This is a genomic window from Janthinobacterium sp. SUN128, from assembly GCF_030587275.1.
Classification (GTDB): Bacteria; Pseudomonadota; Gammaproteobacteria; order Burkholderiales; family Burkholderiaceae_D; genus Janthinobacterium; species Janthinobacterium lividum.
The window spans coordinates 1863753-1885619 of the sequence record NZ_JAPWHY010000001.1; the positions used below are offsets into that span (position 1 = coordinate 1863753).

The 21867-nt window shown below is 64.0% G+C and carries 21 protein-coding genes; 8 read left to right on the forward strand and 13 right to left on the reverse strand.

Going from position 1 to position 21867, the window contains the following annotated elements; genetic code table 11:
- From O3297_RS08475 to ppc, 7 genes are all read right to left on the reverse strand, one after another.
- A complete protein-coding gene (locus O3297_RS08475; RefSeq protein ID WP_305048358.1) occupies positions 1-978 on the reverse strand; it encodes a FecR domain-containing protein in 978 nt (325 codons plus the stop codon).
- Positions 975-1481: a sigma-70 family RNA polymerase sigma factor gene (locus O3297_RS08480; RefSeq protein ID WP_305048359.1), complete on the reverse strand. Its 507-nt coding sequence runs from the start codon at positions 1479-1481 to the stop codon at positions 975-977. The genes O3297_RS08475 and O3297_RS08480 overlap by 4 nt, the downstream gene beginning before the upstream one ends.
- Positions 1482-1616: 135 nt before the next feature.
- On the reverse strand, positions 1617-2099 hold the full coding sequence (locus O3297_RS08485) for a DUF3617 family protein (protein WP_305048360.1): 483 nt from the start codon (positions 2097-2099) through the stop codon (positions 1617-1619).
- Between the two features lie 89 nt (positions 2100-2188).
- Positions 2189-2488: a hypothetical protein gene (locus O3297_RS08490; protein WP_305048361.1), complete on the reverse strand. Its 300-nt coding sequence runs from the start codon at positions 2486-2488 to the stop codon at positions 2189-2191.
- A 51-nt stretch (positions 2489-2539) separates the two neighbouring features.
- On the reverse strand, positions 2540-4000 hold the full coding sequence (gene pyk / locus O3297_RS08495) for a pyruvate kinase (RefSeq protein ID WP_080698726.1): 1461 nt from the start codon (positions 3998-4000) through the stop codon (positions 2540-2542).
- Positions 4001-4091: 91 nt separating this feature from the next.
- Positions 4092-5102, reverse strand: coding sequence for a type I glyceraldehyde-3-phosphate dehydrogenase (gene gap / locus O3297_RS08500; RefSeq protein WP_305048362.1), 1011 nt, complete (start codon positions 5100-5102; stop codon positions 4092-4094).
- A 165-nt stretch (positions 5103-5267) separates the two neighbouring features.
- The gene (gene ppc / locus O3297_RS08505; protein ID WP_305048363.1) at positions 5268-8021 is read right to left on the reverse strand and encodes a phosphoenolpyruvate carboxylase; all 2754 of its coding nucleotides are present in this window, start codon (positions 8019-8021) and stop codon (positions 5268-5270) included.
- A gap of 340 nt (positions 8022-8361) precedes the next feature.
- Here ppc and O3297_RS08510 point away from each other — a divergent pair, with 340 nt between their 5' ends.
- Complete coding sequence (locus O3297_RS08510; protein ID WP_305048364.1) at positions 8362-8817, forward strand: Rrf2 family transcriptional regulator; 456 nt, start codon at positions 8362-8364, stop codon at positions 8815-8817.
- A 65-nt stretch (positions 8818-8882) separates the two neighbouring features.
- Here the strand turns inward: O3297_RS08510 and O3297_RS08515 are convergent, their stop codons facing one another.
- The 4 genes from O3297_RS08515 to O3297_RS08530 all read right to left on the reverse strand — a co-directional run bounded on the left by O3297_RS08515 (position 8883) and on the right by O3297_RS08530 (position 12624).
- Positions 8883-10565: a cation acetate symporter gene (locus O3297_RS08515; RefSeq protein ID WP_151095750.1), complete on the reverse strand. Its 1683-nt coding sequence runs from the start codon at positions 10563-10565 to the stop codon at positions 8883-8885.
- Complete coding sequence (locus tag O3297_RS08520) at positions 10562-10870, reverse strand: DUF485 domain-containing protein (RefSeq protein ID WP_046682872.1); 309 nt, start codon at positions 10868-10870, stop codon at positions 10562-10564. Before O3297_RS08520 ends, O3297_RS08515 begins: the two co-directional genes overlap by 4 nt.
- Before the next feature lie 127 nt (positions 10871-10997).
- Positions 10998-12179, reverse strand: coding sequence for an NO-inducible flavohemoprotein (gene hmpA / locus O3297_RS08525; RefSeq protein WP_305048365.1), 1182 nt, complete (start codon positions 12177-12179; stop codon positions 10998-11000).
- 31 nt (positions 12180-12210) lie between these two features.
- The gene (locus O3297_RS08530; protein ID WP_305048366.1) at positions 12211-12624 is read right to left on the reverse strand and encodes a hemerythrin domain-containing protein; all 414 of its coding nucleotides are present in this window, start codon (positions 12622-12624) and stop codon (positions 12211-12213) included.
- A gap of 227 nt (positions 12625-12851) precedes the next feature.
- On the opposite strand from O3297_RS08530, the gene O3297_RS08535 reads away from it, so the two are divergent.
- From O3297_RS08535 to O3297_RS08565, 7 genes are all read left to right on the forward strand, one after another.
- On the forward strand, positions 12852-13730 hold the full coding sequence (locus O3297_RS08535) for an STAS domain-containing protein (protein ID WP_070257095.1): 879 nt from the start codon (positions 12852-12854) through the stop codon (positions 13728-13730).
- Positions 13731-13737: 7 nt separating this feature from the next.
- Positions 13738-14100 carry an STAS domain-containing protein gene (locus tag O3297_RS08540; protein WP_034785745.1) on the forward strand — a complete coding sequence of 121 codons (363 nt, stop codon included), beginning with the start codon at positions 13738-13740 and terminating at the stop codon, positions 14098-14100.
- A gap of 10 nt (positions 14101-14110) precedes the next feature.
- Positions 14111-14533: an ATP-binding protein gene (locus O3297_RS08545; protein WP_244965231.1), complete on the forward strand. Its 423-nt coding sequence runs from the start codon at positions 14111-14113 to the stop codon at positions 14531-14533.
- Positions 14530-15624 (forward strand): ATP-binding SpoIIE family protein phosphatase, encoded by a 1095-nt coding sequence (locus O3297_RS08550; protein WP_305048367.1) that lies wholly within the window; start codon positions 14530-14532, stop codon positions 15622-15624. The genes O3297_RS08545 and O3297_RS08550 overlap by 4 nt, the downstream gene beginning before the upstream one ends.
- Entirely contained in the window at positions 15621-17444 is a 1824-nt protein-coding gene (locus O3297_RS08555) for an ATP-binding protein (protein WP_305048368.1), read from the forward strand. The genes O3297_RS08550 and O3297_RS08555 overlap by 4 nt, the downstream gene beginning before the upstream one ends.
- Positions 17431-18945, forward strand: coding sequence for a response regulator (locus O3297_RS08560; protein ID WP_305048369.1), 1515 nt, complete (start codon positions 17431-17433; stop codon positions 18943-18945). The genes O3297_RS08555 and O3297_RS08560 overlap by 14 nt, the downstream gene beginning before the upstream one ends.
- 71 nt (positions 18946-19016) lie before the next feature.
- Positions 19017-20138 (forward strand): metallophosphoesterase, encoded by a 1122-nt coding sequence (locus O3297_RS08565; RefSeq protein ID WP_305048370.1) that lies wholly within the window; start codon positions 19017-19019, stop codon positions 20136-20138.
- A gap of 3 nt (positions 20139-20141) precedes the next feature.
- Here O3297_RS08565 and O3297_RS08570 read toward each other — a convergent pair whose 3' ends face one another.
- Complete coding sequence (locus O3297_RS08570; RefSeq protein ID WP_305048371.1) at positions 20142-20894, reverse strand: DUF4303 domain-containing protein; 753 nt, start codon at positions 20892-20894, stop codon at positions 20142-20144.
- Positions 20895-20910: 16 nt separating this feature from the next.
- On the reverse strand, positions 20911-21834 hold the full coding sequence (locus tag O3297_RS08575) for a LysR family transcriptional regulator (RefSeq protein WP_305048372.1): 924 nt from the start codon (positions 21832-21834) through the stop codon (positions 20911-20913).
- Positions 21835-21867: the final 33 nt, after the last annotated feature.

Below are 21867 nucleotides of genomic sequence, written 5' to 3' on the forward strand. Positions count from 1 at the left end.
TCAAGCCGCCTCGACACTGATCCAGTAGCGCGTGCGGCGCGCCAGACGGATCGGCAAGGAACGCTGCAGCAAGAGCAGGATGTTGTCCGGGTCGTTCAACTGGAAGATACCGTCCACGGGCATAGCCGCCAGCGCGGGATCGCAGCGCAGCACGCCATAGCGGTAGCGCGCCACCTGTTCGAGCACCTCGCCCAGCGGCATGCGCTCGGCGATCAGCACGCCCTGCAGCCAGCCGGCAGCGCGCGGCGCCAGCGGCGTCAAGGCAGAAACGGCGCGGTCGTCGAAACTGCCCTGCCGGCCCGCATCGATCCTGCGCAAGGCGTCGGGAGCGTCCCTTGGCTGTATCTCGACGGCGCCTTCGCTGACGCTCACCTCGGTGCGCGGCGCCAGCGCGCTGCCAGCGTGGCGCACGCTGAAATGCGTGCCCAGCGCGCGCACGGCGCCATTGCTGCTGCGCACGAGGAAGGGGCGCGCCGGCACGGCCCCGTCATGCGCCGTGCCGACATGGATTTCCCCTGCATGCAGCACGAGCAGCCGCGCCGCGCCGTCAAAATGCACATCGATGGCAGTGTCCGTGTTAAGCACCAGTCGCGTGCCGTCAGGTAAGGTCATGTGGCGGATTTCCCCCCTCGCCGTGCGGATGGCGGCGCGCCACGCCTGCCACGGCGCCGACTGGCTGGCCAGCCACAGCGCCGGCCCGGCCGCGATCAGCCCGGCCAGGCCGTAGAGCACGGCACGCCGGTGCGGCGACTGCGGCGCCGCGTCCGCCGTCTGGCGCAGCGCGGGCGGCACGCTGGCCAGGGTGCTGCACACGAGTTCGGCACGCTGCCAGGCCGCTTCGTGCGCGGGATCGCTGGCGCGCCAGGCCTGGAACGCTTGCTGCTCGCCTGGAGTCAAGGCGCCCCCGTGCAGGCGCACCAGCCATTGCGCCGCCGCCCGCGCGGCGCGGGGATCGATGGCAGCCGTGCTCGCGCTCACAGGATCAGCAGGATGCAGTGCTCAAACGCCTGCACCATGTAGCGCTTGATGCTGCGCTCGCTCACGGCCAGGCGCCGCGCGATTTCCCCATACGCGAGACCATCGACATGCGCCAGCAGGAAGGCGCTGCGCACCGGCGGCGGCAAGCCGTCGAGCATGGCATCGATGCGCTGCAGGGCTTCGCGCACCAGCAAACGCTCTTCCGGCGACTGCATCAGCAGATCGGGCTGCTGCGCCAGGGTTTCCAGCCAGGCTTGTTCCAGCGACAGGCGCCGGTAATGGTCGATCAGCAGACGCTGCGCCACGGTCGTCAGGTAGGCGCGCGGCTCGTGCAAGGTTTGCCGGCCCTCAGGCGGCGCCGTCAGCAGGCGCACGAAGGTATCCTGCGCCAGGTCGGCCGCATGGTCGGCGCACTGCAGCTTGGCGCGCAACCAGCGCATCAGCCAGCCGTGGTGGCTGCTGTAGATGCCGGCTATCGACTCGCTGGACTGCGCAATGTTCACTAGGGACTCCGATGCGCACAAGGCAAGGCGCGGCCAATTGATAATAATTCTCATTATCACAAATCATTGCCTCCGCCGTCAATGCCGGCGCCTGCCTATCCGTGGAAACTGTTGTTTCAACGCGGTCGCAATCCTCTAGCGCTTGATGTACAGGCTCTTCATCACCATGCCGCCGCGCATTTTCTTCGCGCCCGGCGCCAGCCCTGCCGGACAAGCGCCCTGGAACACGGCTGCCAGTTCCGTGTGCTGCACTTCGTTCTTGCCATTGACTTGCACGGTGGTGTCGGCGCTCAGGGTATATGCCTTGGCCAGGTCGCCCTTGAAGGCACCAACCAGCCTGGCGTCCGGGCAGCCGGCCTCGAATTGATAACTGTCGCCCTGGCGGCTTTGCGACTCGATCTTGCATTCCTGCTCGAAACCGGACCACAGATCGTCGTCGATCAGGCGGTCGCGCGGCTGATCGACGCAGATTTCCCAGGAAAATGGCGAGGTGGCGGGCGTCACCTTCCACAGCCCCGTGGCGCGCTGCAAGCGCTGCACCGGCTCGGCCGCCGAGGCGAATGTGGCCGCGCACAGGGGAAGGATGGTCATCAGAAACAAGGTCGCGCTGCGCTTCATGGGCATGCTCTTTCGGCTAAAAACTTGAATATAGCAAAGAGAAATGCCCGCAGGCCACACGCTTAGCCGTGCATGACGGCCGCGCGGATTTACGCCGGATAAGCTTTCCCGGGCTTTGCGGCCAGCACGAAGGGGATGGCAAACGGCCCAAAAAAGGTCACCAGGACGGCCCGGACGGCCGTTGTCCTGATCTGGCGGCGCTTGGCAATGCACATGCAGGCAAAGGCCGACAAAGACCAGAGCAAGGCAGGCAAGTATGCAGTCATCATGAACTCCGGATGCGCCTTGGAAGGCAGAAAAACCATGCTGACACGGAAATGTGGCCATTGCAATGGCAGATTGCGCATCTGCCATTGCAGCGGGCGGCCAAGCGCCCCTCTTTCAGCCATTCTTAAGACTGCAGACGGCTGCCGGCCAGCGATGTGGTCAATAATACACGGTCAGTGCTGGCCGATCTTCATGATTTTCAGCGCGTTCGTGCCGCCGACCTTGCCCATCGGCTCGCCCCAGGTCAGCACGACGGTGTCGCCCTTGGCCACGACCTTATGTTCCACCAGCAAATCTTCCGCCTGCTGCAAGACCTTGTCGCGGTCCGTGCCGGACGTCAGTTCCAGGGTGCTGACATTGCGGTACAGGGCCAGCTTGCGGCGCGTGCCCACGCTCGGGGTCAGCGCGACGATGGGGATGTCGATATTGCAACGGCTCATCCACAGTGCCGTGGAACCCGATTCCGTCAGGGTGGCAATCGCCTTCACGCGCAGGTGATGGGCCGTAAACAGCGCGCCATACGCGATCGACTGGTCGATGCGCGAGAACGTGGCGTTGAGGAAATCGGCGTCCAGCTTGCAGGTATCCCATTTCTCCGCGTCCAGGCAGATGGCGGCCATCGCTTCCACCGTTTCGATCGGGTAACGGCCCGAGGCCGTTTCCGCCGACGTCATGACGGCATCCGTGCCGTCGAGCACGGCATTGGCCACGTCGGACACTTCCGCGCGGGTCGGCACGGCGTTGACGATCATCGATTCCATCATCTGCGTGGCCGTGATGGCCAGCTTGTTCGAGGCGCGCGCCATCTTGATCATGCGCTTTTGCAAGGCCGGTACGGCCGCGTTGCCCACTTCCACAGCCAGGTCGCCACGGGCCACCATGATGCCGTCGGACGCGTCGAGAATTTCTTGCAGCGCAGGAATAGCTTCCGCACGCTCGATCTTGGCGATCATCATCGGCTTGTGGTCCCACGCTTCGCCGGCGATATTGGCCAACTGGCGCGCCATGACCATGTCGGTGGCATTTTTCGGGAAGGACACAGCCACGTAATCGGCCTGGAAGCTCATCGCCGTTTTCACGTCTTCCATGTCTTTCGCCGTCAGGGCCGGTGCGGACAGGCCGCCGCCCTGGCGGTTGATGCCCTTGTTGTTCGACAATTCGCCGCCGATCTTGACGGTGGTGTGGATTTCGCTGCCGACGACCTTGTCCACCGTCAGCACGATGAGACCGTCATTCAGCAGCAGCACGTCGGCAGTGCGCAAGTCGCGCGGCAATTCCTTGTAGTCGAGGCCGCAGCGCTCGATATTGCCCAATTCGCCGTTTTCTCCCCATTTCGCGTCGAGGATGAACTTGGCGCCGTTTTCCAGGAAAATCTTGCCTTCTTCAAACTTGCCAACGCGAATTTTCGGGCCTTGCAAGTCGGCCATGATGGCCACTTCACGGCCGCACAGGGCTGCCGCTTCGCGCACCATGCGGGCGCGGTCGATATGGTCTTGCGCCTTGCCATGCGAAAAGTTCAGGCGCACGACGTCGACGCCGGCCTTGAACATGCGGACCAGAGTATCGATATCGTTGGAAGCGGGGCCGATGGTGGAAACGATCTTGGTGGCGCGTTGCTGTACTTGCATGGTCATGGTGTGCTGCTTTCTATAAAGTTCGTGCTGCTACAAGGGCCGGCCTTGTGGGCCGGCCGTCCTGGTGCGCTGGATCAGCGGTACTACGTTCTTACTTGGCCGCCATCAGGGCGACCGTGGTGTCCAACATGCGGTTCGAGAAGCCCCACTCGTTGTCGTACCACGACGACACCTTCACGAGGCGGCCCGAGACCTTGGTCAGGGTCGAATCGAAGTTCGACGAAGCGGGGTTATGGTTGAAATCGATGGAGACGAGCGGTTCCGTCTGGTACGTCAAGATACCTTTCAGGGCGCCTTCCGACGCCGTTTTCAGCAAGGCATTGACTTCCTCGACGCTGGTATCGCGCTTGGCAATAAAGGACAGGTCGACCAGCGAGACGTTAATCGTCGGCACGCGGATGGCAAAGCCATCGAGCTTGCCATTCAGTTCCGGCAAGACCAGGCCGACGGCGGCGGCGGCACCCGTCTTGGTGGGGATCATCGAATGCGTGGCCGAACGGGCGCGGCGCAAGTCTTCATGCATCACGTCGCTCAATACCTGGTCGTTCGTGTAGGCGTGCACGGTGGTCATCAAGCCCGATTCGATGCCGATGGCGTCGTTGAGGGGTTTCACCAATGGCGCGAGGCAATTCGTCGTACACGAGGCATTCGAGATGACCGTGTCCGAGGCTTTCAGCACATGCTGGTTGACGCCGAACACGATGGTGGCGTCCACGTCCTTGCCGCCCGGCGCGGAAATGATGACTTTCTTTGCCCCGCCTTTCAAATGCGCAGAGGCTTTTTCCTTGGTCGTGAAGAAGCCCGTGCATTCGAGCACCACGTCCACGCCGAGTTCGCCCCACGGTATCAGGGCCGGGTCGCGCTGCGCGAAGACGCGGATGCGGTCGCCATTGACGATCATGTTGTCGCCGTCGATGGTGACGACGCCGGGAAACTTGCCGTGTACCGTGTCGTAGCGCGTCAGATGTGCATTCGACTTGGCGTCGCCCAGGTCATTGATGGCGACGATTTCGATATCCTGCTGCTTGCCGCCTTCATAAAACGCGCGCAAGACATTGCGGCCGATGCGGCCATAGCCATTGATGGCAACTTTGATGGTCATGCTGTCTCCTTGATATTATTTAAATGATTCACCTGATACGTACAGCGCCGAACAAAACCGTAGCGAGCGGAAGGGAGTTGTGGCTGAGAAGCGGAACTGTGCTTGAGCACAGTGAGCATCGCAGGCCGCAAATCACGACGCGCAGTAGGTTTGGTTCGGTGCCATCTAACCGCTGTTGCGCAACCCCGCCGCAATGCCATTGATCGACAAGTGGATCCCCGTGCGCGCCGCCGCATCCTGCTTACCCTCGCGGAAACGTTTCAACAGCTCCACCTGCACGTGATTGAGCGGATCGATATACGGGAAGCGGTTGCGTATCGAACGCTGCATCAGCGGATTGGCTTGCTGCAACTCTTCCTGGCCCGTGATCAGTTTCAAGGCGTCCAGGGTGGCCGCATATTCGGCGCGGATGCGCGTGAAAATGGCGTCGCGCAAGGCCTTGTCCTTGACCAGTTCAGCATACTTGCCGGCAATGGCGATATCGCTCTTGGCCAGGACCATATCCATGTTCGACAGCAAGGATGTGAAGAATGGCCAGTCCGTGTACATGCCGCGCAGCACGTCCGCGCCATCGGCAGGATGGGCGGCCAGGTAGGCTTGCACGGCGGAACCAAAACCAAACCAGCCCGGCAGCATCAAACGGCATTGCGCCCAGCTCAGGACCCAGGGAATGGCGCGCAAATCTTCGATGGACGTGGATTTCTTGCGCGAGGCGGGACGGCTGCCGATATTCAGGGCGGCAATCTCCGCGATCACCGTCGATTCCCAGAAATACTGTTCAAAGCCCTCCGTGCCATACACGAGGTCGCGGTAGGCGTTCAGGGCCGTTCCCGAAAGTTCTTCCATCGCGGCCAGGTGGCCCGCGCCGGCCGAGGCCTTCGGTTGCAGCTGCGCCTGCGGCAGCAGAGTCGACTGGATGGTGGCCGCCACCAGCACTTCCAGGTTGCGGCGCCCTACTTCCGGGTTCGCATACTTGGCTGTGATGACTTCGCCTTGCTCCGTCAAACGGATCTGTCCCTGCACGGCGCCTGCCGGCTGGGCCAGGATGGCTTCGTAGCTGGGTCCGCCGCCACGGCCGACGGAACCGCCGCGGCCGTGGAACAATCGCAGCTTGATCTGGTATTGCTTGAACACCGTCACCAGCTCGATCTCGGCCTTGTAGAGTTCCCAGCCGGAGGTCAAGAAGCCGCCGTCCTTGTTGCTGTCAGAGTAACCAAGCATGACTTCCTGCTGGTCGGCGCGCGACGCGAGCAAGCCGCGGTAGAACGGCAAGCCGAAGGCGCGCGCCATGATGGCGGGGCCCGCGCGCAAGTCGTCGATGGTTTCGAACAGGGGAATGATGTTGACATCGACTTCGCGGCTATCCTGGCGCAGCAAGCCTACTTCCTTGAGCAGCAAGGCCACTTCCAGCAAGTCCGAGACGCTGGCCGCCTTCGAGATGATGCAGTTCGGTACCGATTCCTTGCCATATTTGACATGGGCCTCGCGCACGGCGCGGAAGATGTCGAGTTCGGACGTCGTTTCTTCCGAGTAGTGCGCATACGGCGAGGTCAGCAGGCGTGGCGACTCCAGCTCGGCCAGCAGCAAGCTGATGCGCTGCTCTTCATCGAGGTCCAGGTAGACGAGGCCCGGCTGAGCACCCGCGAACAGTTCGCCCACGACGCGCTCATGCACGTCGGAATTCTGGCGCAAGTCGAGCGGCGCCAGCGAAAAGCCGAAGACCTTGACGGCGCGGCGCAGCTGGCGCAGCCGGCCGCGCGCCAGCGCACGCAAGCCATTGCTGACCAGCGAATGCTGGACGACGTCCAGGTCAGCCAGCAGTTCAACAGCGGCAGCGTAGGGCTGCACGCCGTCTGCCTGCTTGCCCTTGCCGGATAGCACCACGCGCGTGGCGTCCAGGCGTGCATGGATGCCGTGCAGGGCGCGGCGGTACGGTTCGTCGACCCGGTGCGGCGACGCATCGGCCGAGCGCTCGGCCAGCGCGCGCAGCGGTTCGCTGCACGCGTTCAGTATTTGCGCCAGCGACAGTTGCGAAGCGAGCTTGCGCAATTCACCGAGGTAAAAATCGAGTACCTTGTCAGCCTGCGTTTGCAGGGTACTGCGCAGGATGTCGGCCGTGACAAACGGGTTGCCGTCGCGGTCGCCGCCGATCCAGCTGCCCACTTTCATGAAATTGGGTAATTCCGCATCTTCCCAGCGGGCATCGCGCTGGGCCAGCATGGTTTCCAGCGAGGAATACAATTTCGGCAGTTCACGCAGGATCGTATGGTCGTAGAACGACAGGCCATTGGTCACTTCATCCATGACGGACAGCTTGCTGGTGCGCAGCAGACGCGTCTGCCATAGGGTGACGATGCCACGGCCCAGCGCTTCTTCGTTTTGCTCGGCCTCTTCCGGGGTCATTTGCACGCGGTCGCGCTCGCTCAACAGGCGGGCGATGGCCATCTGGCAATTCTGGATACTCTTGCGCTGCACTTCCGTCGGATGCGCCGTGAAGACAGGGCTGACAAACGCATCTTCAAAGAACGATGCCAGCGCATCAGCCTTGCCGGCGTCAAACACGTTGCCGACGGCATGGCTGAGGCTACCCTGGCGCGGCGGCGAGCCGGCGATCAGATGGGCGCGCGTGCGGCGGATGTGATGTTGGTCTTCTGCAATATTGGCCAGCAGCGAGAAATAGCTGAAAGCGCGCGTCAACTGCGTGGTTTCTTCCTGCGACAGCGCTTGCAGCGCGTCCGACAGCTGCGCGCGCGCCGCTTCATCATTGTCGCGGCGGAAACGGATGGCCAGCTGGCGCACATGTTCGATGCGTTCGAAGGCGGGGTCGCCCAGGTGGTTGCGGATGGCGTCGCCCAGCAGACGGCCCAGCTGGCGGATATCGCTGCTCAGCAGCTCGTCTTTCACTTCATTCATTTGCATGGTATTCATTTCCTGGGGCGGCCACGGCGGCACCGCACAGATTGCGTAGTACGCGCTTCCCGGCCCGGGAAACGCCCATCGTTCAATTTGTAGTAAATTTACCTTATTGCTTCACCATCCTCTTGATTTCCATCAACAAAAATCCCACCCAAAGGGCAGGCAAGGGCTAACGAGCTGTTTGCCACGGCAACAATATGAAAATTTACTACGCATTTGAGCGAAAGGCAATCAACTTTTGTCTTTCGAGGCTGAAAAGTGACGGCGCAACACACAGGGCCGGCGCTCTCCTGTATGCTGCGGTTCAAACAAGGATGTAATCCACATCTTATGAATGATACCCATGCGACTGACTGCCTATACCGACTACACTCTGCGCACCCTGATGTACTTGGGCGTGCACCGCGACCGCCTCGTGACCATCCAGGACATCGCCGACCTGCATTCCATCTCGAAGAATCACCTGATGAAGGTGGTGCACCAGCTGGGCCTGTCAGGCATCGTGGAAACGGTACGTGGGAGAAATGGCGGCCTGCGCCTGGCGCGCGACCCGGCCGAGATCAATATCGGCACCGTGGTGCGCGAGACGGAAAGCGATTTTTTTATGGCGGAATGTTTTAACAAGGAAAACAACACTTGCCCGCTGACGCCTGATTGCCTGCTGAAGGCCAAGCTGGGCCAGGCCACGGCCGCCTTCCTGGCCGTGCTCGACACGGTGACCCTCGCATCGATACTCGCAAGAACGCAGGACTCTTCGGCGCTGGCGCCAGGCATCATCCCCCTGCACGTGGCAAAGTAAGCGCGTGCTAAAAACAACAATGCCCGGCAAGCCGGGCATTGTTCCTTCAGTAACTAATTAATGCATCAATGCGCGCTGGCCCCTGCCGCGCCGATACCCGTTTCCGAACGCATTTGCTGCGCTTCGTAGCCGGCGCGGTCGATGCGCGCGCGGGGGCTCTTGTCGAGCACAGAGAACAGCCAGATGCCAACGAAGCCGGCCGTCATCGAGAACAGCGCTGGCGACGCGTAAGGAAACAGCGCTTCGCCATGGCCGAGCACGTCGACCCACACGGACTTCGACACCACCGTCAGCGCGACAGCCGTGGTCAAGCCCAGGAAGCCGCCGATGGTGGCTCCCCGCGTGGTGCAATCCTTCCACAGCACCGACATGAACAGCACGGGGAAGTTGGCCGAGGCGGCGATGGCGAATGCCAGCGAGACCATGAAGGCGATGTTCTGCTTTTCAAAGGCGATGCCCAGCACCACGGCGATGATGCCCAGCACGACCGTCGTCACGCGCGACACTTTCAATTCGTTGGCGCCCGTGGCCTTGCCCTTCTTGATGACGGTGGCATACAGATCGTGCGACACGGCCGACGCGCCCGACAGGGTCAAGCCCGCCACGACGGCCAGGATGGTGGCAAACGCGACTGCCGACATGAAGCCGAGGAAGACGTTGCCGCCCACGGCCTTGGCCAGGTGCACGGCCGCCATGTTGTTGCCACCCAGCAGCTTGCCGGCAGCATCCTTGAACTCGGGATTGGTGCTCACCAGCACGATGGCGCCAAAGCCAATGATGAAAGTCAACACATAGAAGTAAGCGATCCAGGTGGTGGCCCAGAACACGGATTTGCGCGCTTCCTTGGCGCTCGGTACCGTGAAGAAACGCATCAGGATGTGCGGCAAGCCGGCCGTACCGAACATCAGCGCCATGCCGAACGAGATGGCCGAGATCGGGTCCTTGATGAAGGAACCCGGGCCCATGATGGCTTCCTTGGTCGCGTGCACGTCCACCGACTTGGCGAACAGCGCTTCCGGGCTGAAGTTGAATTGCGCCAGCACGGCCACGGCCATGAAGGTGGCGCCGCCCAGCAGCATCACCGCCTTGATGATCTGCACCCAGGTGGTGGCCGTCATGCCGCCAAACAGCACGTAGATCATCATCAATGTACCGACCAGGACGACGGCGATCCAGTATTCGAGGCCGAACAGCAGCTTGATCAGCTGGCCCGCGCCGACCATCTGCGCGATCAGATAAAAGGCCACGACGACCAGGGTGCCGGAAGCCGAAAAGATGCGGATCGGCGCCTGCTTGAAGCGGTAGGCGGCCACGTCGGCAAAGGTAAAGCGTCCCAGGTTGCGCAAGCGCTCGGCCATCAAAAAGGTGATGATGGGCCAGCCGACAAGAAAGCCGATGGCGTAGATCAGGCCATCATAGCCGTTCAAAAAGACGGCCGCGGAAATGCCGAGGAAGGAGGCGGCCGACATATAGTCGCCCGCAATGGCCAGGCCATTCTGGAAGCCTGTGATGCCGCCGCCAGCCGTGTAGAAATCGGAGGCCGACTTGGTCTTCTTGGCCGCCCACTTGGTGACGAACAATGTAAAAATAACGAAGGCGGCGAACATGATGATCGCCGTCCAGTTGGTCGGTTGCTTGACTGCCTGGCCCAGGTCGGCGCCGGCCGCGAACGCGGCATTGCTGGCGCCCAGCAGCGCCAGGGCACTCAGGCAAGACACGCCGCGCAGCACATGCTTGGCGGCGCTCATGCTTGCACCCGTGCCTGGATGGCGCTGGTCAGGTCGTCAAATTGCTTGTTGGCGCGGCGCACATAGATGCCGGTGACCAGCACGGTAAACACGATGACGAACAGGCCGATCGGCATGCCCCAGGTCATCACGCCGGCGCCCGTCTTAGTGGCCAGAAATTCCTTGTTGAAGGCGATGAGCAGGATGTAGCCGTAGTACACCAGCATCATCAGGCCCGTCAGCGCCCAGCCGAAGCGGGAACGCACCTTGACCAGCTGATGATAGCTGGGGTCGCTCTTGATTTTTTGAACCAGATCGTCATGCATTGTGTTGCCTCCTGTTATGTAAAAGCGTGCTCTTTTGTGTGAGCTTGCATTCACAGTACAGTGCGAGACTTACCCGCCCCTTACGGCAGCGTTTTTTCTCGCGGGGACAACACAATGCAGAAAAAAATCAATTCAGTGCGGCAGCCGGTCCGAAGAACTCGTGGTGCGTCTGCTGTTCCGGCACGCCCAGTTCGCGCAGGTATTGCTTGATAGCGCGCATGAATGGCTGCGGTCCCAGGAAGTAGGCGTCGACGTCGCGCGAAACCGGCAGCCAGTGACCGAGCTGCTCCTTATTCAGCAAGCCGACGGCGTCCGGTGCATCCTGTTCGCCGCCATGTTCCGCGTAGCAGTAATAGCGCTGCAGCTGCGGGTGCTGCGCGGCCAGCTCATCGATCTGCGCGCGGAACGCATGCACGCCCTGGTTGCGCGCCGCGTGGATGAAATGCACGGGACGCTTGCCGCGCAGGGCCGCCGTCAGCATAGCCAGGGTGGGCGTGATGCCCACGCCGCCGCTGATCAGCACCAGCGGCTTGTCGCTATCCGTCAGCACGAAGTCGCCCGAGGGCGGCGTCAGCTGCACGGTGTCGCCCGCCTGCACGTGATCGTGGAAGAAATTCGACACCTTGCCGCCCTCTTCGCGCTTGACGCTGATGCGGTACGTCTGGCCATTGCTGGCGGCCGACAAGGAATACTGGCGGCGCATGGGCACGCCATCGACGGTGGCCAGCACGCCGATATACTGGCCTGGCGCAAAGTCGAGCACGGCCTGGCCATCGGCGGGCGCCATCAGGAAGGAGGTGATCTCGCCGCTTTCCACCGTCTTGCTGCGCACTAAGAAATCGCGCGCGCCACTCCAGCCGCCCGGTGCGGCGGCCTGCGCCTTGTAGATGCGCCCTTCTTCGCCGGCCAGGATGTCGGCCAGCTGGCCGTAGGCCGCACCCCAGGCATCGATGACGGCGTCGCTGGCCACCTCTTCGCCCAGCACTTCGCGTATCGCTTGCAGCAGGCTGGCGCCCACCAGCGGATAGTGCTCGGCGCGGATCTGCAGGGCCACATGCTTGTTGACGATGCTGGCCACCAGGTCGCCCAGCGCCGCAAGCTTGTCGATATTTTTGGCATACATCAGCACGCCATTGGCCAGCGCGCGCTGCTGGTCGCCGCTGTGCTGGTGCGCCTGGTTAAAGTACGGCAACACTTCGGGATGGTCGCGGAACAGATTCTTGTAGAAGTGGCGCGTCAGCGCTTCGCCGCCCTGCTCGAGGATGGGGACGGTGGCCGTGATGATGGCGCGTTGTTCTTGGGTCAGCATGTAAAACTCCTGTGTATATTTGTAAGCGGTCTCAGGCCAGCGTTTCAACGGCTGGATATAACTCGTGGTCTTCGCGCCGCATGCGCTGGAACAGCGCGTGCAGCACGGTATTGGCTTCGCTGCGGAAGGCTTCCGGTTCGGCTTCCAGGCGCACGGGCGAATTCCAGCGGCCGGCGAAATCCAGGTAGGCGCCGGCGATGCCTTGCATTTCGTTTTCGTACCGGCGTCCCAGTTGTGCCACCTTGGCCACGCCGGACGCTTGCGCAGCCGGATACAGGTAGCGCTGCTCGACGGCCAGGTGCAGCTTGATCAAGCCGCTCATGGCAATGATCTGTTCGGCAATGGCCTGCGCCTGCGCAGCCACACCGCCGCGCGCCAGCCGGCGCAAGTCGTCAATGGCGGCCAGGATGTCCAGGTGCTGCTGTTTGAATTTGTCGATATTCATGGCGTGTTTCTCTTGTTGAGTGTCCCCAGTGTAGCGGAATTCGCTTAAACATGCAAATTACATGCATCTTTAAATATATAAGTGTTTCCTGAAGGAATCTGAAACGACATGCGCCACTATGTGCGCCAGAGAACACAAGCTACGGCCATGTCTGCCTATAATTTATTTATCACATCACAGGCCCGTTTGCGGCCGTGCCGCACCCTCCACTCCAGCCAAGGATGAGCATGAAAAACAAGACGGGCACGGGCCAGGCGCAGCAACTGGCAGGCATCATCAACGAGCACCACACGGACCTGCTGGACGGCTGGATGGCCGGCCTGATCGCCCGCCTGGTGCGGCGCGACAAGATCGCCGAGAACGAGCTGCGCCAGCAGGCATCGCAATTCCTGCCGCTGCTGGCGGGCGCGCTGGAAAGCGGCGACTCGTTCGACATCGAAGGCGGCGCCTGGGACGATACGCGCCAGCTGATCGCGGAGATATCGCAGTCGCGCGTGCGCCAGGGCTATTCGCCGATCGACACGGCCAGCTTCATGTTTGCCCTCAAGGAGCCGCTGTTCGCCTACCTGCGCAAGGCAATCACGGCGCATCCGGAGCAACTGGGCGACGCCATCGTCAGCACCAGCAAGCTGTTCGACGAACTGGGTCTGCTGACCATCGCCATCTACCAGAAAGCGCGCGAACAGGTGATTCTGCGACAGCAGCAGGAATTGCTGGAGCTGTCCACGCCCGTGGTGCAGCTGTGGCAAAACGTGCTGGCCCTGCCCCTGATCGGCACCCTCGACAGCGCGCGCACGCAGGTGGTGATGGAAAGCCTGCTGCAAAAGATCGTCGACACGGGCGCCCTGATCGCCATCATCGATATCACGGGCGTGCCTACCGTCGACACCCTGGTGGCGCAGCATCTGCTGAAAACCATCGCCGCCGCGCGCCTGATGGGCGCCGACTGCATCATCAGCGGCATCCGCCCGCAGATCGCGCAAACCATCGTGCACCTGGGCGTCAACCTGGAAGACGTGATGACCAAGGCCACGCTGGCCGACGCCTTCGTCGTGGCCCTGAAACGCACGGGCTCCAGCATCACCTACCAGCAGCAACAACACTGAGGCGCCTATGGAAAGAATCCCCATTTTACGCATGGGCCGGCTGCTGCTGGTGACGATCCAGGTGGACATGCATGACCGCCTGGCGATGACCTTGCAGGATGACCTGACCACCCGCATCGTGACGGACCGCGCCACGGGCGTGCTGATCGACATTTCCGCGCTCGACATCGTCGATTCCTTCATCGGCCGCATGATCAGCAACACGGCGGCGATGGCGAAAATCCTCGACGCGCGCACCGTCGTCGTCGGCATGCAGCCGGCCGTCGCCATCACCCTCGTGGAACTGGGACTGACGCTGGAAGGCGTGAGCACGGCGCTCAACGTGGAGCTGGGCATCAAGCTGCTGGAACGGGGCGGCGCATGCGCATGACGGGGGCGCCGTGCTAGGCGCGCAGGCACACGAGAGCGCGCAGATCCTGCCCCTGCACAGCGACGAAGACGTCGTACGGCTGCGCAAGCAGGTACGCGACAGCATGGTCGCCATGGGTTTTGGCCTGATCGAACAGACCAAGATCATCACGGCGGCGAGCGAGCTGGCGCGCAATACCCTGCGCTACGGCGGCGGGGGCGAAGCGCGCATCGCGCGCGTCAGCGATGGCGCGCGCCAGGGACTGGAGCTGCGCTTTGTCGATGCGGGACCGGGCATCGAAGATATTCCCCTGGCGCTGACCGATGGTTATACCAGCGGCGGCGGGCTGGGACTGGGGCTGGGCGGCGCCAAGCGCCTGGCCGACGCATTTCACATCGACACGGCGCCCGGCGCGGGCACCACTGTCACCATCGCGAAATGGAAGCTGTTTTGAACCACCTCGACCAAGCCCCTGACATTGCCAGGCAACGCAGTTTTCCCATCGGCGAACCGAGCGAGATCGCCGCGGCCCGCCGCGCCGGCAACGAACTGGCGCGCCGCATCGGCTTCGACGACGTGCGCACGGGCCAGCTGGCCATCATCATCAGCGAGGCGGCGACCAACATCGTCAAGCACGCGCAGCGCGGCGAAATCCTGCTGCGCAAGGTGCTGCGCGGCGGCACCAGCGGCATCGAAGTGCTGGCCATCGACAACGGCCCCGGCATGACCAACGTGCGCCAGCACATGCAGGATGGCCATTCCACCACGGGCACCTACGGCGTGGGACTGGGCGCGATACGCCGCCTGAGCCAGGAATTCGACCTGTACACGGCGCCCGGCAAGGGCACGGTGCTGATGATGGTGGTATGGGGACAGCACGCCAGCAGCGCCATTCCTGCCAGTCCGAACTGGCAGATCGGCGCCGTATGCCTGCCGCTGGCCTCGGAACAGGTGTGCGGCGACGCCTGGAACGTCGTTTGCGAAGGCCATGAACTGAGCTTGATGGTGGCCGATGGCCTGGGCCACGGCCCGCTGGCGGCGCGCGCTTCGGAATGCGCCAGCGCCCTGCTGGAACACAGCACGCCCGGCTTGCCGCCCCTGCCCGCCCCCTTCATCGAACTGGCCCACGGTGCCCTGCGTGCCACGCGCGGCGCGGCCCTGGCGGTGGCGCATATCGACAGCGCACGCCGCGAACTGCGCTATGCGGGCGTGGGCAATATCGCCGCCTGCGCCTTCGATGCGCAGCAGCGCCGGCATCTGCTGTCGCATAACGGCATCGTCGGCAGCAATCTGCGCAAGGTGCAGGAGTTTTGCTTTCCATGGCAACAGGCCACGACACTGATCATGCATTCGGACGGCTTGCACACGCGCTGGGACCTGGAGCGCTATCCGGGCCTGGCGCAATGCCACCCCAGCCTCGTCGCCGCCGTGCTGTACCGGGATTTTGCGCGCGGGCGCGACGACGTCACGGTGGTGGTGCTGCGCGAACACGAGGAACACCAGGCTGTAACAGCTGAAACAGCGGAAGGGACAGGTGCGGCATGACACAACGCATATTGACAGCCCATATCGGCAGCGAACTCGATGTGGTGGGCGCGCGCCAGCGCGCACGGCAGATCGCCGCCCTGTGCGGCTTCGGCGTGCAGGACCAGGTGCGCATCGCCACGGCCGTATCGGAATTGGCGCGCAACGTCTACAACTACGCCGGCAGCGGCAAGGTGCATTTCGCCATCGATGGCCAGACGGCGCCGCAGGTGCTCAGCATCCGCATCGAGGACCAGGGCCCCGGCATCGCGCAGCTCGACAAGATACTGGCCGGCACCTACCGCTCGCCTACGGGCATGGGCCTGGGCATCCTGGGCGCCCAGCGCCTGATGGACCGCTGCCATATCCACAGCACGCCGGGCGACGGCACGCAAATCACCTTGCACAAGCTGTTCCCCCGCGACGCGCCCCTGCTCGACGGCGCCACGATCGGCGTACTGTCCGGCAGCCTGCAGGCGCTGCCGCCGGATATCACGCTGTCCGAAGTGCAGCAGCAGAACCGCGAACTCCTGAGCACCCTGGCCGAACTGAAGACGCGCCAGGACGACCTGCTGCAGCTGACGCGCGAACTGGAAGACACCAACCGGGGCGTGGTGGCGCTATTCGCGGAGCTGGACGAGAAAGCCGACCACCTGCGCCGCGCCGACCAGATGAAATCGCGCTTCCTGTCCAACATGAGCCATGAATTCCGCACCCCGCTCAGTTCCATCCGCGCCCTGTCCAAGCTGCTGCTCGACCGCATCGACGGCGAGCTGTCCGAGGAACAGGAAAAGCAGGTGCGGTTCATCCTGCAAAGCGCCGTCAGCCTGAGCGAACTGGTCAACGACCTGCTGGACCTGGCCAAGATCGAGGCGGGCAAGGTCGACGTGCATGCCAACAGCTTCCAGGTGGCCGACCTGTTCAGCGCCCTGCGCGGCATGCTGCGCCCGCTGCTGGTGTCCGAGTCGCTGACCTTGACCTTCATCGACCCCGACCCGGCGCTGCACATTCACACGGATGAAGGCAAACTGTCGCAAATCCTGCGCAACTTCATCGCCAACGCCCTGAAGTTCACGGAAGCGGGCGCCATCATCGTCAGCGCCACGCCCTTGCCGGAGCAGGATGCCATCCGCTTTTCCGTCTCCGACACGGGCCTGGGCATCGCCGCCGAAGACGTGCAGCTGATCTTCGAAGAATTCAGCCAGGTGGAAAACCACATGCAGCGCAAGGTCAAGGGCACGGGCCTGGGCCTGCCCCTGTGCCGCAACCTGGCCACCCTGCTCAATGGCACGGTGAGCGTGGAAAGCACGCCGGGCGAGGGCTCGCTGTTTTCCGTCGTCCTGCCCGCCAGCTACCATGCGCCCGAAGGCAGCCTGCCGCCGAGCGCGCCAGCCAACGACAACGGCAACGACCAGCGCATCGGCGTGCTGGTGGTGGAAGACAATCCACCCGTGCGCCTGCTGTATGAAAAATTTTTGGCCGGCAGCGAATTTCGCGTGGTCCCCGCGCGCAGCGTGCGCGAAGCGCAGGAGCGCTGGGAGCAGCAGCGCCCGGCCGCCGTCATCCTCGACATCATGCTGCACGGCGAAACGGCCTGGCACTGGCTGGCCGAACTGAAAAACGACCCGCTGCGGCGCCAGGTGCCCGTCATCGTCGCCACCGAGATCGACGACGTGCGCAAGGGCCTGGCCCTGGGCGCCGACGCCTACTACGTCAAGCCGCTGTCGCGCCAGCAATTGCTGGCGACCCTGCGCGCACTGATCGGCAACCAACACCACCGGCAAGAGCCGGTTCCGCCGCAAGGCACAACCACCTGGGACAATGCGCATGCTACCGGATAACAACAGCGATGCTCTGATCCTGAACGTCGATGACAGCGACGGCGCACGCTACGCCAAGTCGCACATCCTCAAACGCGCCGGCTTCAAGGTCATCGAAGCCTCGAACGGGGGAGACGCGCTGCTGCGCGCCCGCCAGGACCGCCCCAACCTGATCCTCCTCGACGTCAAGCTGCCCGACATCAACGGCCTGGAAGTGTGCCGCCAATTGAAGGGCGGCACCGAGACGAACACCATCCTGGTGCTGCAGACGTCCGCTTCCTGCATCGGCTCGGCCGACAAGATCCGCGCCCTCGACGGCGGCGCCGACAATTACCTGGTCGAGCCGATCGAGGCCGATGAACTGATCGCCAACGTCAAGGCGCTGCTGCGCCTGGGCCGCGTCGAGCGCGCGCTGCGCGACGTGGACCGCCGCAAGGATGAATTCCTGGCCACGCTCGCGCATGAATTGCGCAACCCGCTGGGTCCCATCCGCACGGCGCTGGCCCTGCTGTGCAAGCTCGATCCCGTCGTGCCGGCCATCCAGGACAATGCGCGCCGCACCATCGGCCGCCACACAGACCACCTGGTGCGCCTGGTGGACGACCTGCTCGACGTGTCGCGCATTTCGCAGGGCAAAATCTCGCTGCAATGGGAAAGCGTGAGCCTGGCCAGCGTCATCCGCAGCGCGCTGGAAACGAGTTCGCACAGCGTCGAGGCGCGCGGCCATGCGCTGGACGTGAACCTGCCCCAGGAAGAACTGTGGGTCTGCGGCGACGCCGTGCGCCTGTCGCAGATCGTCGCCAACCTGCTGCTCAACGCGGCCAAGTTCACGGCGCCGGGCGGGCGCATCGCCATTAGCGCCGGGCGTGAAGGCGACAACGTGCGCATCCGCCTGAGCGACAACGGCATCGGCATCGCCGCCGCCAACATCGACAGCATCTTCGGCCTGTTCGAGCAGAGCGGCCATTCGCCCGACCGGGTGCAGGATGGCCTGGGCATCGGCCTGTCGCTGGTGCGCAACCTGGTGACCTTGCACGGCGGCCAGGTCAGCGTGCACAGCCCCGGCGTGGGACTGGGCAGCACCTTCGAAGTCATCCTTCCGCTCGACGCCAACGTGCCGCTGCCGGCCGCGCCAGTACCGGAGACGGCCACCGGCGGCAGCCAGCGCATCCTCGTCGTCGACGACAACTGCGATGCGGCCGACACCCTGGCCGAATTGCTGGAAATGTACGGCCACACGGTGCGCACGGCCTACACGGGGATACAAGCCACCGAGCGCACCCTGGAATTCAAGCCCGACATCGTCTTTCTCGACATCGGCCTGCCCGACATGAGCGGCTACGACGTGGCCGTCAAACTGCGCCAGTTGCCGATACCGCAGCAATTCCTGCTCGTCGCGCTGACCGGCTACGGCCAGGAACACGACCGCCAGGCGGCCCTGCAGGCCGGTTTCAACGAACACTTCGCCAAACCCGTCGATTTCGGCAAGCTGGCCATGCTGGGATTGCATATCGCCCCCTGAGCGGGGCGGCGGCTGCCTGCGGCCAAGGCGTCGGCTATAATCGGCGGCCGCCTCACCTCTGGAAACATGACATGACCACCCGCACACCGCTGCTGCGCATCACCATGATACTGGGCGCCCTGCACGCCCTGCTGGGCTGGCTGCTGTTGCCTTCGCTGCCCGTCGGCCTGGCCGGCTGGCTGCTGGGCGGCCTGGTCTTGCTGGCGTCGACCATGCTCATGCCGATGACGATCTTCGCCCGCGCCGTCACCAACGATACGCGCCTGGCCGACCGTTTAAGCTGGGCCGGTTCCCTGTGCATGGGCTTTTTTTCCTCGCTGTTCGTGCTCGCCGTGCTGCGCGAACTCACCTTGCTGATTCCCGCCGCCCGCCAGCACGCGCAGGCGTCCGCCGTGGCCGTGCTGCTCCTGGCCCTGCTGGCCACCATCGTCGGCTTCATCAACGCCCGCCGGGTGGCGCGCGTGCGCGAAGTGACAGTGCCCATCGCCGGCCTGCCGGCCGCCTTGCAGGGCTTGACCATCGTGCAGCTGAGCGACATCCACGTGGGCGCCACCATCAAGCGCGCCTACGTGCAGGCCATCGTCGCGCGCGCCAATGGCCTGCAGCCCGACATCATCGCCATCACGGGCGACGTCGTCGACGGCACGGTGGCGCAACTGGGCAGCCATACGGCGCCGTTGGGCGAGCTGCGCGCGCGCCATGGCGTCTTCCTCGTCACGGGCAACCACGAATACTATTCGGGCGCCGCGCCGTGGGTGGCGGAGTTCCGCCGCCTGGGCTTGCGCGTGCTGATGAACGAACATGCGGTGCTCGAGCACGACGGCGCGCGCCTGGCGCTGGCCGGCGTGACCGATTTCAATGCCGCCGCCTTCGACCCTGCCCAGAAAAGCGACCCGCAGGCCGCCATCGCCGGGGCGCCGGCCGACATCCCCCGCATCCTGCTGGCGCACCAGCCGCGCAGCGCGCCCGAGGCCGAAGCGGCCGGCTATGACCTTCAATTGTCGGGCCACACGCATGGCGGCCAGTTCTGGCCATGGAACCTGTTCGTGCCGCTGCAGCAGCCGTATGTGGCGGGCTTGCACCGGCAAGGCCGGCTGTGGATTTATGTCAGCCGCGGCACCGGTTACTGGGGTCCGCCGAAACGCATCGGCGCGCCGGCGGAGATTACGCTACTCAGGCTGGTGGCGGCATAGCACCTAGTCGGCCCAACTGGCCATCCACGCCTCGAAACGCGCCACCACCGCCGGCGGATTCAGGCGCGCCATGGCGCCGTCCACGGCTTCGCTGTCGCTGACCTCGAACAGCAGCACGCTCCCGTCGCGCCGGGCGCCCGCACCGAATATCCCTTCGGCGTCCAGCTGCGCCAGCGCCGCGATGCAGGCGTCAAACACGCCGCTGCGGAAGGCGACGAAATCAACGTCGAACGGCAGCTCCCGGTGCGCCTGCAACAGCAAGCGGTAGGCGCTGTCGAAATAGGCGCCGCCTTCTTCAAACGCCCATTCGGCCGGATTCCACAGCATCTCTTCGCCATATTCCGAGGCGGCCAGCGCTTCGCGGCTATTCGCCATGCAGCCTATCGTCATGGCGCTGTCGTCACTCACGAGGGCGAAGGCGTCGATGTGCTGCTCCGGATGCGCACGGCGCACGGCATCGACAGCCTGGCGCGCGGCGTGCGCCACCAGGGTTTGCAGCAGCGCGAAATCGAAGACGGCCGGGTCGATGACGCTTTCGCGCGCCAGCACGTAGCCTTCGGCCAGCGCGGCCCGGCCATGCGCCAGGTAGACGGCGTGAGCTTCGGCTTCGCTGGCATAGTCGTTGCGCGTCTCCGCGCCCCAGGTCATGGCCGCGCCGCTGGCCGTCCAGACGGTCGTGCCGAATACGCGCGCTTCCCGGAAGCGGGCCGGCTGATCGCCGTCAAAGGTGTAAAACAGGCTGTAGTTACTATGCATGGGAATTGTTCATCGTTTAATCGGGCCGTATCTGTGCGGCGAAATCGCGCTGGCGGAACTGCTCCAGCAGGAAATCGACGAACACGCGCGTCTTCGCGGGCAAGAGCTTCTTGCTGGGATAGTACACGGACAGGGGGCCGGAATCGGCATGCCAGCCAGGCAGCAGCCGCACCAGGGCGCCGCTGCGCAGATGGGCCAGCGCGTGCGGCATGGGCAGCAGCGCCACGCCAACGCCGAGAATGGCCGCCTGCGCCATCGCTTCCGGATCGTCGAAGATGGCGCGTGGCCGGCATTCGGCCACGCCTTCGCCGCCGGAACCGGCGCGCAGTATCCAGCTGCGCAATCTGCCGCTGCCGGCCGAGCGGCGCGCCACGCCGTCGAAGTGCGCCAGGTCCGACGGATGCACGGGCATGGCCTTGCCCTGCATGAAGGCCGGCGACGCCGTGGCGACGATGTGGGCGTGGCCCAGTTCGCGCGCCACCACGCCCGGCGTCAGCTCGATGCCGCCGCCGATGGCCACGTCAAACCCTTCGCCGATCAGGTCCACTTGCCGGTTATCGAAATGGCAGTCGGGAATGACGCCAGGGTAGCGGGCGATGAAGTCGCCCAGCAGCGGCACCACATAGCTGCGTCCGAACGACGGCGCCATGCTGATTTTCAGTATGCCGGCCGGCTGGCCGCCCTCTTCGGCCACGCCGGCGATCGCCTCGCGCAAGGTGGACAGGGCGCCACCGATCTGCTGCAGGAAGCGCTCGCCCCCTTCCGTCAGGGTCAGGCGGCGCGTGCTGCGCTGGAACAGCCGCAATCCCAGGCTCGCTTCCAGCCGCGCCACGTTCTTGCTGACGGCCGCCGGCGTCAGCCCCAGGCGGCGCGCGGCGGCCGAAAAACTACCCAGTTCGGCAGACAGCACGAAGGATTGCAAGTGATTGAGGGCGTCCATGCGCCTATTCTACCCGCTCAGCTGATACCAATG